We start from the raw sequence: 14,589 nt of genomic DNA on the forward strand, positions 1-14,589 counted from the left end.
CTTTTTGATCAGGCTGTACAAAATATGGGAAAACAGAATATGGCGTCCAATTACTTTTGCCTGATCAAAAAGTTGAGTTTACTTCGAGTAATAATTTTTTAAGGTAAGTATTTATAAAAGTAGAGGTTATTTCTGATAAGCTTGTTTTGGAAGTAATGTGGCGGTTTTATAATAGCTGATATCAGTGGATATACGTTCCTGAAGGTCCTGGAAAGTGTCATAGTCATATTGGGTCCAGTTTTCTTCATTTTCAGGATCAGAGGTTTTGTCTATAGCCAGTTCCAGTTTTCCGTCTTCCTGATAGCTGCATTCTATTGCTGCATATTTTTCACCATTTTCATCATGGGTATACCAGCATTTTATTGTTCTTTCAAGTTGGGGTTTGTGGGTTTCATTATCAATGACCTGGGAGCAAATGAAGTTTTCAGGGTCGTCCGTATGGAAAACGGTTTTGGAAATTAAGGGAAGGTCATCTACGGATAAGGAATACAGTTTATTGGTAGAAATAATAAAGCTGTCAGTGGTTTCTTTTTTTTCGATATCAAAAAAATCTGATTTTTCTTTAAGATAATCGACTACTTGTGTTTCGTCTTCATCTTCACTTAAAAAATAATTGATGTTGTAAACACTGTCTTCATTGATAAATTCAATTTCCTTTAAAAAATCAGAATCTTCCTCATAATAATACAGATGATATTCGTTCAGCTTCGCAGCATTACTTTTGGAAATGATCTCTCCAAAAATGTTTTTGTACACTTTTCTCATTTTTAATCATGTTAGTTTAGTTTCATCTATTAGTTAAGTGGTATTGCAAAGATAAGTTTTCTTTTTATCTTAATCCGAAACAAAAAGTAGTATTTATTTCGTAAGTATTTTATATATCCTTTATAAAATCCTCATATTCATAGTAAAACCTTTCAAAACCGTCCATTTTGTCCACAAAGAATTCAAAAATTTCCTGCCATGTATTTTTGTTAAAAATGGAAACTTGATGTTTTTCTACCCATATTCTGCTGATAATCTTGCCATTCTCAAGAGTGAAATATTCTTCTTTCTGAAAATCTCCAACGAAATCCCTTAAAATATCCTCCAGAGACCAGATCTTTTCATAGTACGCATTTCTGAAGATTTCATCTTTCATTTCGATATCCAGAGAAACTTCTGCCTTCTTATTATCGGCAGAGAATTTAAATGCCATATCTTTAATCTTAGTGTCATAAAGAATCCATTTTCTGGGAAATGATTTTCCGAAAGCTGTCCAAAATTCTTTTTTTAGTTGTTGTGCCTCTTGTTTACTGAACATATGGCAAACATAATGATTTAATGGGAGAAAGGCAAAAATGTGGTATTGAAAACCGTAAAATTACGGATATACAGAACAACCAAAATCGTATGAAAAAATCATGAAACCACAGTCTGTCTTTTCAGTGGCCTGTCTTTCTCCTTATTTACGATTTCTATTTTCTGTCTTTTTTCAAATGTTAAACAATTTTCTTATTTTTGCTGTAATGCTTTCAAAAAAATCTCAATATGCGTTTAAGGCGCTTTCATATCTTGTAGAAAAAAGAAATGAAGGCCCGATTCTTATTTCTGAAATAGCGGAACATAAAAAGATTCCTTTAAAGTTTTTGGAAAATATCCTTCTTGAGCTGAAAAAAGCGGAGATCCTTGACAGTAAAAAAGGAAAGGGTGGAGGATACTTTTTTAAAGAAAATCCTGAAAATGTGAAACTGGCAAAAATTATTCGTCTGGTAAACGGACCTATTGCCATGCTTCCCTGTGTAAGTCTGAATTTCTATGAAAAATGTGAAGACTGTAATGAAGATCACTGCGGACTTCATGATGTGCTGATAGAGGTTCGGGATGCTTCACTGAATATTCTGGAAAGTAAAACTTTAATGGATCTGGTCGACTGATCGGGTCCTTTTTTTTGAATTAATAGTCTACTTATTTTGTAGAATAAATATTTTTATCAGATATTTGCACTACTTCAAATGAATAAATTATGATTTCAAAAGAAGAGAAAGACCAGTCACAAAATCTTAACTCACCTCTTGCAACAGTACAACCTGTATATATACACGGGAAAAAAATTATGCATCTAAGGACAGAAAGCAGGCAATGGCTAAATGTTCTTTTTGTCACTCATACTGATAGTGAAAGACTATGGACTAAAACTGTTTTGTGATATGGTGATTTCAAGAAAAATTCAGGTAAGACTTAATGTCCTTGTTGTAACGGCTGCAATTATATCCGTTGCTGTTTTTTCAATGTATGAACTGGGGTATCTGGAAGAGCTGCAGAACATTCTGGCAAAAGACAATTATATTTTTTACTGGATGCTTCTGGTAGGAGTTTTTGCTGAAATTGTTGCCGGATCTATGGGAATGGGTTATGGGGTGATCTGTACTACGACATTGATGTTACTGAATATTCCGCCGCATATTGTCAGTGCAAGTATTCACTCAGCAGAAAGTTTTACCACAGCAGCAGGAAGCCTCAGTCATATTAAACTGAAAAATGTAAGTAAAAGTCTGGTCAAAAAACTGGCAATTCCAGCTGTTATCGGAGCTATCATCGGAGCAGTATGCCTCACTTATCTTGGTGAATACTATGCGAAGATTACCAAAACATTGATTGCTTTTTATACATTATATCTCGGATACCAGATTCTTTCTAATGCATTTAAAGAAAAACAGAGTAAAGCTTTAAAAAGAAAAACCAATCTGATCAGACTGGGGGTGATTGGTGGCTTTATAGATTCTTTTGCAGGAGGAGGCTGGGGACCTTTGGTGACCGGAACACTGATTAAAAATGCATTTACTCCAAGATTTGCGGTAGGCAGCTCTACCGTAGCCAAATTTATCCTTACCATTACTGCTGCCGTTACTTTCTTTTTTACTCTGGGAATTCAGCACTGGAATATTATTCTCGGGCTTTTGATCGGGGGGATTGTTACCGCTCCTTTCTCTGCAATGCTTACCGCTAAGCTTCCCGTGAAGAAAATGTTTGTGATTATCGGGACTTTGGTGATTGTAATGAGTTCTATAACTATTTATAAATCAGTTTTTAATTAAAAATTATGTTTGGTGTGGAAAAATAAAGGGTTTAAAAAGATATTTGATTTTGAAAATATTTTACTTTTACATCACTAAATATTAGAACATGAATTTACATATCATCGCACTTTTTAAGTTTAATGAAAATTATCTGATGGATGCTGTAGAGCTTTTTCAGAAGCTTGTGAAAGAAACAAGAAAAGAAGAAGGCTGCCTGCAGTATGATCTTATTGAAGATAAAGATAATAAAGGAACTTTTTTCCTGATCGAGCTTTGGGAAAGCGTTGATCACCACAACAGGCATAACGGCCAGGATCACCTGTTAGATTTCCGTCAAGATGCTTCCAAAATCATGGAAAGCTCAGCACAGGTTTATAAAGGATTTAAAATATATTAATACTGAAGATTTAGAGATTTAAGAATCTAAAAATTTAAAGATTTTCTCAATTTCAATAAAAAGTAAAAGGCGGTTTCAACAATCTGAAACCGCCTTTTTATTAGAAAAAATAGAAAGTATTAAAATAAATATTTATTGTATGATAAGCTTTTTCGTCTCCGAATAGCCACTATAAGTAATTTTGACAAGATAATTTCCTGAAGGAAGTGTTGAAAGGTTCAGTTCCTGCTTATAGAATCCTGCCTGATTGGTAAGTTCTGCAGAATATACTTTTTTTCCGGTAAGATCATAAACTTCTGCATTTCCTTTGTTACCTGTCTTTTCTTTAACATCAAAAAGAACCGTCACTTTTTTATCGGCTGCTGCCGGATTAGGATATATACCGAAAGAAGCCTTTTTTCCGATTTCAGTAATGCCCAATGTCTCAGTAATCTTTTTGTATTTGAAATACATATTTCCCGTTGTAGCCCCACCGTTTGCAGTGAAGTACATTCTGTAGTAGTCGTTTCCTTTTTTGACATAGTACACCACATCATTTTTTACGGTTCCGATCCCTTTCCATGAATGTCCCACAGTCGTAATCGCTGATGAGAAACTTGCATTGGCGGGAACTGTATAAGCCACTGTTTCCTGTGTTTCAGGCTGTACCATTGCTACTTTAACGTTCGGATTCTGAATGGCACCGGAAAGTGGATACATCTGTACCCCCATATAGAAGGTATAATATTTGGTAAATACGAAGTCCCAGGCAGATCTGGAAGGTTCCATATCAGGAACTTTAGCCCCGGTATCAAAAGAAAAATAATTGAAATAAGTATCATCTGTTCCGTTGGCGATGGTTCTTGTTTCTGTAGGTCCCCATGATGTGCCGTTCCATTTTGAATATCTGAAAGTATATCCTGCAAATGCATCTTCAATAGCAAATTTAACATAGGCTCCGGAAGCATACTTTAAAACAAAAATAGCTTTGCCCTGAATGTGATGGTTCACGGGGTTGTAAACTCCCCATCCAGTCGAAGGAATATTAGGGTTGGAGGATATCACAGGACCCTGTTCGAAGGCACCCTGGCTCCAGTCAGTCGTCTGATCAGGATTGTAAAGTGGAGCTCCCCATGAAGATTCGTTGCTGATGCTGATATTATCCCAATCTGCTAAATTGGTTGAAGCTGCGAATACTTCAATATCTTTTGCATCATTGATCCTGGATCCGAATGCATAGTTTGAATTTCTATAAAAAGCAATATCCCACGTATTGGCTGGCTGAGAAACCATATTACCATCTGCAAGGTTCACAAATACGCGGTTCTGATACCCACTTCCCATTGTCATATTTACCTGCGTGTATCCCAATGCATCAGTCTGTGCCAAAACAGTCTGCTGAACAGACATTGCCAGTACTGAAGCCAATAATAGTTTTGTTTTCATAATTTATTTTTTAAATTCCTTATTTAGAATGATTCCACAAAAATATATATTTATTTTTAATAAGTCTAAATAAAAACATGATTTTTGTCGTGTTTCAATATTTGTTATGATGATGAACAGGAAAAACCGCTATAAAAAAGCCGGCAGGAATAACCCTGCCGGCTTTAAAAAGATAGAATAGTCTGATTAACCTTATCTCTTGATGAATTTTGTCTGAATTGTTTTTCCCTCAGAGGTTTCAATGTTCATATAATATACTCCGGTTTTAAGAGTGCTGATCCCAAATCGGTGTCCGTCTGGTCTTCCTTCTGCAATTTTTTGGCCTGAAGAAGAATAAATACGGATATTTTTAAGATCTTTTTTTGAAATGAATTCCAATGTGGTCTGATCAGAGTTTAATGCAAATCTTAAGTTTTCTGTCGCTTTATTGTTGTCATGTACTCCTAAAGAAGCGGTGGTGTTATATACGACGTTGTCAATTTGTAAAGCAGTGTGAGCTATTGTCGGAGTGAATTTGAAAACAATGTAAGTGGCAGCAGATGCCGGCACAGGAATGGAATAAGTTTGTACCGTTTCACTGGTCAGAGAAATAGGATTGCTTATAGATACGAAAGTCGTCATATCTGCAGGGTTTGATGCAAGCCCCACTTCCAGGGTTCCGTTACCGTTGGTCCCTGTGCTTTTTGCAGCGGTAAAAGATAAGGTCTTGTTACCTGTAGGGGCCACAATTTGTGGAGTGATAAGATACGATGGAGCAGTTGAATTATTTCCGGAATAGGCCTGTACCACTTTATTCGCTGTACTGGTGACGATCATCAATGGAGCAGGTGGAAAAGGCATTGGATTGGGAGCTAAGACTGCTGACCATCCGCTTTGGGGAAAGGTGTTATTTCCTGCGGTAAAGTTGTCAAAGTTTTCATCAATAGTATTCAGCTGTGCATTCATACCGATTGCTGTGAACATTAAACCTCCAATAAGTAATCTTAATTTCATAATTTTTATTTTTATTTAGAATTATTCCACAAAAATATATATTTATTTTTAATGAGTCTAAATAAAGCTTTATATTTGCTGAAAATTTTTCTTAATAGTTATGAAGAAGAAAGTGATTACCGTTTTGTCACTGTCCATTACTTTTTGGATGAATGCACAACAAAAAGATTCTTTGAATAAAAATAATATTGACGAAGTTGTCATAACAGGTCAGTATATGCAGCAGTCTATCAATAAATCAATATACAAAGTAGAAGTAATTGATGCGCAGCAAATCAAAAATATGGCGGTAACCAATGTTGCTGAGGTTTTAAATCAAAATCTGAATATTTTAATAGAGCCCAATAGAGGTTCCGGGAATTCCAATGCCAATATTATGGGATTGAGCGGAGCTTATACTAAAATTCTGATTGATAATATTCCTGTTGTAAGTGATGAAGGGATGGGTAATCTGGTGGATCTTACTAAGATTAACGTTAATAATATTGAACGTATTGAAGTGGTAAAAGGATCCATGGGAGTTGAATATGGTAATAATGCTGTAGCAGGTGTCATTAATATCATCACAAAGAAAAGCTATGGTAAAAAAGTTTCGATTCTGGCTTCTTTACAGGAAGAAACTGTGAATAAAGATTATGACTGGTTTAAAAAAGGAAACGGCCGTCATATACAGTCATTGAATATAGGATATAAAATCAATGATAAATGGTCTGTCTCTGCAGATATTAACCATAATGATTTTCAGGGATATAAAGGAGATCTTCAGGGGTATAAATACTTTAATGAAAGCAATGACGGTTTACGCGGGTATGACTGGCAACCCAAAGATCAGATTACAACCAACGGAGTAATACGCTACAATAAAAACAATACAAGTTTTTACTATAAAATGAATTTTCTGTCTGAGAAAATCAATTACTACAATCCATTGGTAAATGAACTTTATCTGGGAGGAGGCAACAGAACTTATACGGTACAAGATATCGACTATAATACAAAAAGATGGATTCATCAATTCAATATCCAGACTAAAATAGGAAGAATCAATTATAATGGGGATTTCTCTTATCAGACTCAGGAAAGGAAGTCACAACATTATATGTACGATGTACCGGGCAGGAAGGAATTGTCAAGAGATGAAAACCTGACTTTCTATCAATCAGATGTACTTTATTCCAGAGGAATGTTCAGTAATTTTTTGAACAGTGAAAAAATCAATTTTCAGTTAGGATATGAGTTGGACAGGACAAAAGGTTTTGCCAGTGCCAGTACATTTGAGAGTAATAATAACGGAAAGGATATCGAACGCACAATATTCAATTATGCCAATTTCTTATCTGCCGAATGGAATATTAACAATTGGTTTTCCCTGCGTCCGGGTATAAGACTGGCTTTAAGTGATAAATTTGACTCTCAGTATAATTATTCAACGACTTTGAGGTTTAAAACTACCGAAAAATCTGATATCCGTTTGGTATTTGGTTCTGCAAACAGATTCCCTACTTATGATGAATTATACACCTTTGTGGTAGATAATAACCACGATATCAGAGGAAATGAAAACCTGAAGCCTGAGACAGGATATTCCGCCTCTTTATTCTGGGATTATGCCATGACCAATTCAAATGACTGGAAGTTTAATTTCAGTGCTTCCGGGATGTTTTTAGATGTAAAAAACAGAATTGAAAGTGTCATTGTCAATAACAGTCCTTTACAAATCACGTATTTAAATGTTGATAATTATAAATCTGTATTGTTTGGAGGGGGAATCAATGTAAGAAAAGGTGATCTTTCTTTAAATGCAGGCGTTTCAGTGTTAGGTATTTCTCAGGTTCTTAATACCGGAAATATTGTTTCTCCGGATGATTATAATTTTTATGCTGAAGCTAATCTGGCAGCTAATTATACGCTGCCTTATACGAAAACGTTATTTGCTCTTTATTACAAATATACAGGGTCACAGAAACGCTATACACATCAGACAAACCTGCAGGACCCGAAAGATCCGGGACAATATGTGCTTGGAGAAATTGGGGATTATCATATGATGAACTTCACCGTAAGCCAGCCTTTCTTTAAAAATCATTTTGAAATCAGCGCAGGGATAAAAAATATTTTTGACGTAACCTCAGTCAGAAATACAATACAGGCGGGCAACAGCCATAATGCTGCTGCGAACCAACAGAATCTGTTCTATGGCAGAAGCTATTTTGCCAGATTAAATTATAATTTTTAAAGGATTAGAAATGAAAAAAATAGTATTCATTCTTTTAATAGGAAGCTCTTTTATATCTCAGTCATGCATTAATGATAATGATGATGCCATTATGGTAGCCCCGTCTGATGGAGCTGTTGTTAATCCAAATGTGGGAGGTGCAACTCAGCCCAATCAGGTTTGGATCGATTTAGGGACCAATACGGAAGCCGTCACTACAAGAACAGATTGGGATTTTGCATTTTATACAGGAAATTCTTTTAAAGTAGTTTTGAATTCTTCTATTATGATGGCTGCAGGCAAAATACCTAATGCAACCCATATAGACCTGGTAACAGATGCAAGCGTTGCAGCATTGAAAGATGAAATTCAGGTTGCAAACTTCAATCCTGCCAACGAGACTTATATCGATGATGTAAAAGGTAACTTTCCTTCAGGGTATACAGCTATCGACGAAATTAAGGCTAATGATTCCGAAAATGCAGTTTACCTGGTGAATATGGGAAAAAAGATCTTTACAGGGAACGTTCCTTCAGGATCTGTTACTACAGGAGGGGACAGCAGAGGATGGATGAAAGTACAGGTGGTGAGAGCCGGAGCCAGCTATAAAATAAAATATGCTGAGCTTAATGCAACAGACCATAAAGAATTAATCATAACCAAAAACACTTCCTATAACTATAATTTTGTCAGTCTGGGCAAAAATAGTGAAGTAACGATACAGCCGGAAAAGAAGAAATGGGACCTGTGTTTCACTGTATTTACCAATTTGATTACAGGTGCTGGAAGTTATATCTATGCTGATTTCGTTCTTACGAATAACGTCGGCGGAGTAGGCGCTTATGAAGTGAAAGTAACTTCAGGATCAGGTGTGGAAGCTTATAATAACTTTAAAGCTTCAGATGTCGATCCTTCAAAGTTTGTCTATAATGATCAGAGAGCAATTGGAGGAAACTGGAGAAATCCGGTGGGTACCAATGGGCTTGAAGTATATGGCGACCGATTCTATATTATCAAAGATGCTGAAGGATATTACTTTAAATTGAGATTTACAAGATTAACCAGCACATCAGGAGAGCGCGGAAGACCTCAATTTGAATACAAACCTCTATAAATAAAATAATCAAATAATAGTATATCATGAAAAAATTCATTCTTGCAGCTTCTGTTCTTGTCGCAGTGTATTCTTGCAAAAAAACAGAAGGAGCCACAAAAGAAAATACAACAGAAGTTGCCTCTGAAACACCAAAAACAAACAATAAAATAGTAACATTAAGCGGAGGAATCACAGAAATCGTATCTGCTTTAGGCCATGAAAAAGAAATCGTAGGAACGGATGTTACCAGTACATATCCGGCAAGCTTGAAAGCAACGGCCAAAGATCTTGGACATGTAAGATCAATGACCATTGAGCCGATCATGGCTGTCAATCCTACTTTGATTCTTGCATCTGATAAAGATATCAATCCTGAATTATTAGGGAAAATCAAATCTTCAGGAATTAAAACTGAAATTTTCAAGCAGGAGTACACCGTTGAAGGAACTAAAAAACTGATTGAGGCCGTAGCAAAAGCTGTCGGGAATACAGATTACCAGAAATTAACCGATAAGATTGATACGGATTTGAAACAGGTGCAGCCTATTGCTAAAAAGCCAAAAGTATTGTTCATCTATGCCAGAGGAAATATACTGATGGTTAGCGGTAAAAATACGCCAATGGCCTCATTGATCACCCTTGCAGGCGGAGAAAATGCCGTAACCGATTTTGAAGATTTTAAACCATTGACGCCGGAAGCCGTTGTAAAAGCTAATCCTGATGTATTGTTCTTCTTTGAAACTGGCCTTCAGGGAGCAGGAGGAAATGAAGGTGCCCTTAAAATGCCGGGAGTATCACAAACCAATGCCGGTAAAAATAAGAAGATCATCGCAATGGACGGAGGTTTAGTATCAGGTTTCGGACCGAGACTGGGAGAAGCAGCAGTAGCATTAAACAAACTTTTAATTGAAAACACAAAGTAAACTATACTTTTATCTTATTATAAGTGCAGTACTGCTTGCCATTATAGCAGTGCTGTCACTTAACACCGGAGTATATGATTTCGGAGGGAGTTCTGCGTTCACAATACTGTGGAAATATATAAAAGGAGACCCGGGCCTGTCTTTAAGTGATCAATATGTGATCTGGGATGTAAGGGCTGCCAGGATCGTTATGGCCATTTTAATAGGAGGTATGCTTTCTGTTTCGGGAACCAGCCTTCAGGGACTTTTTAAGAATCCGCTGGCGACAGGGGATTTAATAGGACTTACATCAGGAGCGACTCTGCTGGCGGCCATTGCAATTGTTTTGGGAGGACATTTTAAAGAATATCTCCCTGAAGCCGTACAGTTCTCGCTGGTAGGAATCTCGGCGTTTGTAGGATCTTTTTTATCCATGATGCTGGTCTATAAAATTTCGACAAGCGGAGGAAAGACCAATGTAGTCATGATGCTGCTTACCGGGGTGGCAATAACAGCAATCGGTTTCTCTATTACAGGATTTCTGATTTATATCTCAAAAGATGAGCAGCTTAGAGATTTAACCTTTTGGAATCTGGGAAGCCTGGCTGCCGCCACATGGACGAAGAATATTATCCTGGCCGTTGTAATGACCGTAGCTTACATCATTTTATTACCCAAAGGAAAGGCTCTGAATGCTATGATGCTGGGTGAAAAAGATGCACAGCATCTGGGAATCAATGTGGAAAAACTGAAAAAGCAGATCATTATTACCGTTGCTTTAATGGTGGGAACCTGTGTCGCATTCTCAGGAACAATTGGTTTTGTGGGGCTTATTGTACCTTATATTTTAAGACTTTTATTCAAATCCAATAATACTTTTATCCTGCCTTTATCAGCAATGTGTGGAAGTATTCTGCTGCTTACAGCAGACACTTTCAGCAGAAGTATTGTAGCTCCGTCTGAACTTCCGATCGGGATTCTGACAGCGCTGATGGGAGGTCCTATTTTTATTGCTATTTTGGTTAAATTTAAAAAATCACTGTAATGATCAAGGCACACCAGATTAATTATAAACATAAAGAATTCCGTATTCTGGATGGGATAGATGTCTCCCTGGAATATGGCGAATTTTTAGCCATTGTAGGTCCTAACGGAGCAGGAAAGTCAAGTCTTTTGAGTGTTTTGGCAGATGAAGTGAAATCCGGGAAGCAGAAAGTATTATTTAAGAATAAACCTATTCAGGAATGGAAGGTGAAAGAGCTTTCAAAACATAAAGCAAAATTTTCACAACATAACAGCAATGATATTCCGCTTGAAGTAAAGGATGTGGTGGTGATGGGAAGGTATCCTTATTTTGATGCCCAGCCCGGAAGAGAAGACCTTGAAGCTATGAACAGTATGCTTTATGAAACCGATATTTTTCATCTGAAAGACAGGGATTATAATTCTTTATCCGGAGGAGAGAAACAACGGGTACACCTGTCAAGAGTAATGGCCCAGTTACAGAATGAAATTGCCCATAAACTGATTTTTCTGGATGAACCGCTGAATAATTTAGACATCAGACATCAGTATAAAGCATTGGAAATCATTAAAAATTTTACAAAAAAAGCCAACAGTGCCATTGTTGTTTTGCATGATCTGAATCTCGCGGCCCAGTTTGCAGATAAGATTTTATTGATGAAATCAGGAAGAGTTTCCGCATATGGAACCCCACGGGAAGTTTTTACAGCTGAAAATATCAGTAAAGCCTACAACTTTCCGTGTACCATCTGCGGACACCCTATTACCAATAACCCAATGATCATTTTTGGATAACCATGGAAAAAGAAGAACTCAAAATCCTGGCGCAGAATCTTGCCAATCCGCAGGGAGAAAAAGGAATCGAGATTGGCGAAATGATGAATGCCACTAACATCAGCATGACGTTAGAAAGTATTAAAAAACTAGTGATAGAAGATGACCAGCATATCCTTGAAATAGGACACGGAAATGCCGGACATCTGAAAAGCATAATGAATCTTGCCCAAAACCTCAGGTATACAGGGATTGATATTTCTGAGACCATGCATCATGAAGCCCAAAAACTCAATAAAGAATTTGAAAGTCAGGCAGATTTTGTATGGTATGAAGGAAAAAAACTTCCTTTTCAGGACAGAACTTTCGATAAAATATTTACAGTCAATACCGTGTATTTCTGGGAAAATCCGGAAGCATTTTTAAATGAGATTTACAGGGTTTTAAAAGATGAAGGAACGTTTGTTCTTACGTTCGGACAAAGAGAGTTCATGGAAAAACTGCCATTCACAGAATACGATTTCACTCTGTACAGCAACGGTGAAATGGAAGAACTGATCTCTAAAAGCCATTTTAAAAGAATGAAAATTTCTGAAAAAGAAGAAGAAATAAAAAGTAAAACAGGAAACGAAACCATACGAAGAATGTATACAATTTTAACCATAAAAAAATAAAATAATGAGCACATTAGTTAATGATTTAAAGGAAAAATGGGAAGCTCTGAAGGTGGAAAATCCACATATCAGAATAAGAAATGCAGCTGCACAGTTAGACGTAAGTGAAGCGGAATTATTAGTGACCGGCATAGGTGAAGGTGTAACAGTGCTGAACCCTGATTTCCAGGGAATCCTTACGGAAGCCGGGCAGCTTGGAAAAGTCATGGCGCTTACCCGTAACGATGAGTGTGTTCATGAAAGAAAAGGAACCTATCTGAATGGTGATTTCAGCAGCCCGCATGCACAGCTTTTTGTGGGGGAAGATATCGATCTAAGAATCTTCCTTAACCATTGGAAATTTGCTTTTGCAGTAGTGGAAGGAGATAAGAAAAGCCTTCAGTTTTTCGGAAAAGATGGATTAGCACTTCATAAGATTTATCTGACTAAAGACAGTAATGAAAATGCTTTTGATGCTATCGTTGAAAAATACAAGTCAGAAGATCAGAACCAGCCATTCGTTTTTGAAGCAGTAGCGCCTAAGCAGGCAGAAAAAGCAGATTCAGAAATTGATGTGGAAGGTTTCAAAAAGGCATGGACAGAACTGAAAGATACCCATGATTTCTTCATGATGACCAGAAAATATGGAGTAAGCAGAACTCAGGCATTAAGATTGGCTCCGGAAGGATTTGCCAGAAAAATTGATAATGCTAAAGTGGTCAACGTCCTTGAAGACGCTTCCGAAACCAACACTCCAATCATGATTTTTGTTGGAAACAGAGGAATTATTCAGATCCACACAGGAAATGTAAAGAAAACACTTTGGCATCAGCAATGGTTCAATGTAATGGATCCTGATTTTAACCTGCACCTTGATGTAACGAAGATCGCAGAAGCCTGGATTGTTAAAAAACCAACTGAAGATGGGGAAGTGACGGCTATTGAGGTATTCAACAGTGAAGGAGACTTTATCGTTCAGTTCTTTGGAAAAAGAAAACCGGGAATCCCAGAGCTGCAGGAATGGAAAGACCTTGTAGCAGCATTAGAGAAATAATAATTAGATGATTTGAATGAGACCGTTTTGTTTGTAAGATTCAAAGCGGTCTTTTTTATGGCAAATGATCTGCAAGTGCCGGAATATTTGTGTAATTTGTGATTAAAATATTAAAAAATAAAATGAAAAATATTTTCATAGCAATATTGATGGCCGGTTTCTGTTCATTGAAGGCACAGGACTTTAAGGCATATCAGTTTTATGATAAAAAAGGGAAGGAGATCAAGACAGATAAACTGGTGAGAGAACTGGCAGGCTATGACATCGTCTTTTTTGGTGAAAATCATAACAGCTCCATCAACCACTGGCTTCAGCTTAAAATTACAGAAGCTCTGTTTGCAAAAAAGAACGGTCAGCTTATATTAGGGGCTGAGATGTTTGAAAGAGACAATCAGTCTCAGCTGGATCAGTATCTAAGTGGAAAATTTGATGCCAGAACATTTAAAGATTCTGCCCGTTTATGGAATAACTATGCGACAGATTACAAACCTTTGGTGGATTTTGCAAAAAATAAAAAGCTGAAGTTTATCGCAACGAATATTCCAAGAAGATATGCTTCCCAGACTGCCAAAGAAGGGCTTGAATCCCTTAATAAATTAAGCGAAAAAGAGAAAACCTATATTGCGCAGCTGCCCATCAATGTTACATTGGATACTCCTGGATATCCTGAAATGAAAAAAATGATGGGTGATCATGCGGAAGGTACAAAAGTGATGAATTTTATCTCAGCTCAGGCTACAAAAGACGCCACAATGGCGGAATCTATCCTGAAGAATTTTCATTCAGGAAAAACATTTATCCATTATAACGGAAACTATCACAGCAAAGAATTCGGAGGAATCTATTGGTATATCAAACAGAAAAACCCTGATCTGAAAATGGCGGTCATCTCTGTTTTTGAATCTGATGATCCGGAACTGAAAGTGCCTTCCAAAGAGTATATCCCGACAGACTTCAATCTGATAATCCCGGGAGATATGACAAAGACTTTTTAAACT

At 36.8% G+C, this 14,589-nt stretch carries 15 protein-coding genes; 11 read left to right on the forward strand and 4 right to left on the reverse strand.

From position 1 onward, the window contains the following. Nucleotides 1–126 precede the first annotated feature (126 nt). Together CRS_RS19245 and CRS_RS19250 are read right to left on the reverse strand one after the other, a co-directional pair. Complete coding sequence (locus tag CRS_RS19245) at nt 127–765, reverse strand: hypothetical protein (RefSeq protein WP_142725581.1); 639 nt, start codon at nt 763–765, stop codon at nt 127–129. 109 nt (nt 766–874) lie between these two features. Next, nucleotides 875–1,303 carry a DUF4268 domain-containing protein gene (locus CRS_RS19250; protein ID WP_142725582.1) on the reverse strand — a complete coding sequence of 143 codons (429 nt, stop codon included), beginning with the start codon at nt 1,301–1,303 and terminating at the stop codon, nt 875–877. A gap of 205 nt (nt 1,304–1,508) precedes the next feature. On the opposite strand from CRS_RS19250, the gene CRS_RS19255 reads away from it, so the two are divergent. From CRS_RS19255 to CRS_RS19265, 3 genes are all read left to right on the forward strand, one after another. After that, nucleotides 1,509–1,916: an Rrf2 family transcriptional regulator gene (locus tag CRS_RS19255; protein WP_142725583.1), complete on the forward strand. Its 408-nt coding sequence runs from the start codon at nt 1,509–1,511 to the stop codon at nt 1,914–1,916. Between the two features lie 222 nt (nt 1,917–2,138). Further along, nucleotides 2,139–3,077: a sulfite exporter TauE/SafE family protein gene (locus CRS_RS19260; RefSeq protein ID WP_228451301.1), complete on the forward strand. Its 939-nt coding sequence runs from the start codon at nt 2,139–2,141 to the stop codon at nt 3,075–3,077. An 88-nt stretch (nt 3,078–3,165) separates the two neighbouring features. Beyond that, complete coding sequence (locus tag CRS_RS19265; RefSeq protein ID WP_142725584.1) at nt 3,166–3,456, forward strand: putative quinol monooxygenase; 291 nt, start codon at nt 3,166–3,168, stop codon at nt 3,454–3,456. Between the two features lie 132 nt (nt 3,457–3,588). Here CRS_RS19265 and CRS_RS19270 read toward each other — a convergent pair whose 3' ends face one another. Together CRS_RS19270 and CRS_RS19275 are read right to left on the reverse strand one after the other, a co-directional pair. Continuing rightward, entirely contained in the window at nt 3,589–4,881 is a 1,293-nt protein-coding gene (locus CRS_RS19270; protein WP_142725585.1) for a T9SS type A sorting domain-containing protein, read from the reverse strand. Nucleotides 4,882–5,073: 192 nt separating this feature from the next. Next, nucleotides 5,074–5,874 (reverse strand): T9SS-dependent choice-of-anchor J family protein, encoded by an 801-nt coding sequence (locus tag CRS_RS19275; protein WP_142725586.1) that lies wholly within the window; start codon nt 5,872–5,874, stop codon nt 5,074–5,076. A 100-nt stretch (nt 5,875–5,974) separates the two neighbouring features. Between CRS_RS19275 and CRS_RS19280 the strand changes: the two genes are divergently transcribed. The 8 genes from CRS_RS19280 to CRS_RS19315 all read left to right on the forward strand — a co-directional run bounded on the left by CRS_RS19280 (nt 5,975) and on the right by CRS_RS19315 (nt 14,586). Next, nucleotides 5,975–8,110 (forward strand): TonB-dependent siderophore receptor, encoded by a 2,136-nt coding sequence (locus tag CRS_RS19280; protein WP_142725587.1) that lies wholly within the window; start codon nt 5,975–5,977, stop codon nt 8,108–8,110. Nucleotides 8,111–8,120: 10 nt separating this feature from the next. Next, nucleotides 8,121–9,203, forward strand: a complete 1,083-nt coding sequence (locus tag CRS_RS19285) for an HmuY family protein (protein WP_142725588.1) — start codon at nt 8,121–8,123, stop codon at nt 9,201–9,203. Nucleotides 9,204–9,229: 26 nt separating this feature from the next. After that, on the forward strand, nt 9,230–10,108 hold the full coding sequence (locus CRS_RS19290) for a hemin ABC transporter substrate-binding protein (RefSeq protein WP_142725589.1): 879 nt from the start codon (nt 9,230–9,232) through the stop codon (nt 10,106–10,108). Then, nucleotides 10,092–11,132 carry an iron ABC transporter permease gene (locus CRS_RS19295; protein ID WP_142725590.1) on the forward strand — a complete coding sequence of 347 codons (1,041 nt, stop codon included), beginning with the start codon at nt 10,092–10,094 and terminating at the stop codon, nt 11,130–11,132. The genes CRS_RS19290 and CRS_RS19295 overlap by 17 nt, the downstream gene beginning before the upstream one ends. Then, on the forward strand, nt 11,132–11,905 hold the full coding sequence (locus CRS_RS19300; protein WP_142725591.1) for a heme ABC transporter ATP-binding protein: 774 nt from the start codon (nt 11,132–11,134) through the stop codon (nt 11,903–11,905). The genes CRS_RS19295 and CRS_RS19300 overlap by 1 nt, the downstream gene beginning before the upstream one ends. Nucleotides 11,906–11,907: 2 nt before the next feature. Beyond that, complete coding sequence (locus tag CRS_RS19305) at nt 11,908–12,558, forward strand: class I SAM-dependent methyltransferase (protein WP_142725592.1); 651 nt, start codon at nt 11,908–11,910, stop codon at nt 12,556–12,558. Between the two features lie 4 nt (nt 12,559–12,562). After that, nucleotides 12,563–13,591: a hemin-degrading factor gene (locus CRS_RS19310; RefSeq protein WP_142725593.1), complete on the forward strand. Its 1,029-nt coding sequence runs from the start codon at nt 12,563–12,565 to the stop codon at nt 13,589–13,591. Nucleotides 13,592–13,713: 122 nt separating this feature from the next. Then, complete coding sequence (locus tag CRS_RS19315) at nt 13,714–14,586, forward strand: ChaN family lipoprotein (protein ID WP_142725594.1); 873 nt, start codon at nt 13,714–13,716, stop codon at nt 14,584–14,586. Nucleotides 14,587–14,589: the final 3 nt, after the last annotated feature.

The sequence above is a fragment of the Chryseobacterium sp. ON_d1 genome (assembly GCF_006829085.1).
In the GTDB taxonomy this organism is placed as follows: Bacteria; Bacteroidota; Bacteroidia; order Flavobacteriales; family Weeksellaceae; genus Chryseobacterium.

Excerpts from the sequence above, each read along its gene's own strand:
- CRS_RS19245 (WP_142725581.1), bottom strand. The coding sequence starts at position 765 with ATGAGAAAAGTGTACAAAAACATTTTTGGAGAGATCATTTCCAAAAGT.
- CRS_RS19250 (WP_142725582.1), bottom strand. The coding sequence starts at position 1,303 with ATGTTCAGTAAACAAGAGGCACAACAACTAAAAAAAGAATTTTGGACA.
- CRS_RS19255 (WP_142725583.1), top strand. The coding sequence starts at position 1,509 with ATGCTTTCAAAAAAATCTCAATATGCGTTTAAGGCGCTTTCATATCTT.
- CRS_RS19265 (WP_142725584.1), top strand. The coding sequence starts at position 3,166 with ATGAATTTACATATCATCGCACTTTTTAAGTTTAATGAAAATTATCTG.
- CRS_RS19270 (WP_142725585.1), bottom strand. The coding sequence starts at position 4,881 with ATGAAAACAAAACTATTATTGGCTTCAGTACTGGCAATGTCTGTTCAG.
- CRS_RS19275 (WP_142725586.1), bottom strand. The coding sequence starts at position 5,874 with ATGAAATTAAGATTACTTATTGGAGGTTTAATGTTCACAGCAATCGGT.
- CRS_RS19280 (WP_142725587.1), top strand. The coding sequence starts at position 5,975 with ATGAAGAAGAAAGTGATTACCGTTTTGTCACTGTCCATTACTTTTTGG.
- CRS_RS19285 (WP_142725588.1), top strand. The coding sequence starts at position 8,121 with ATGAAAAAAATAGTATTCATTCTTTTAATAGGAAGCTCTTTTATATCT.
- CRS_RS19290 (WP_142725589.1), top strand. The coding sequence starts at position 9,230 with ATGAAAAAATTCATTCTTGCAGCTTCTGTTCTTGTCGCAGTGTATTCT.
- CRS_RS19300 (WP_142725591.1), top strand. The coding sequence starts at position 11,132 with ATGATCAAGGCACACCAGATTAATTATAAACATAAAGAATTCCGTATT.
- CRS_RS19305 (WP_142725592.1), top strand. The coding sequence starts at position 11,908 with ATGGAAAAAGAAGAACTCAAAATCCTGGCGCAGAATCTTGCCAATCCG.
- CRS_RS19310 (WP_142725593.1), top strand. The coding sequence starts at position 12,563 with ATGAGCACATTAGTTAATGATTTAAAGGAAAAATGGGAAGCTCTGAAG.
- CRS_RS19315 (WP_142725594.1), top strand. The coding sequence starts at position 13,714 with ATGAAAAATATTTTCATAGCAATATTGATGGCCGGTTTCTGTTCATTG.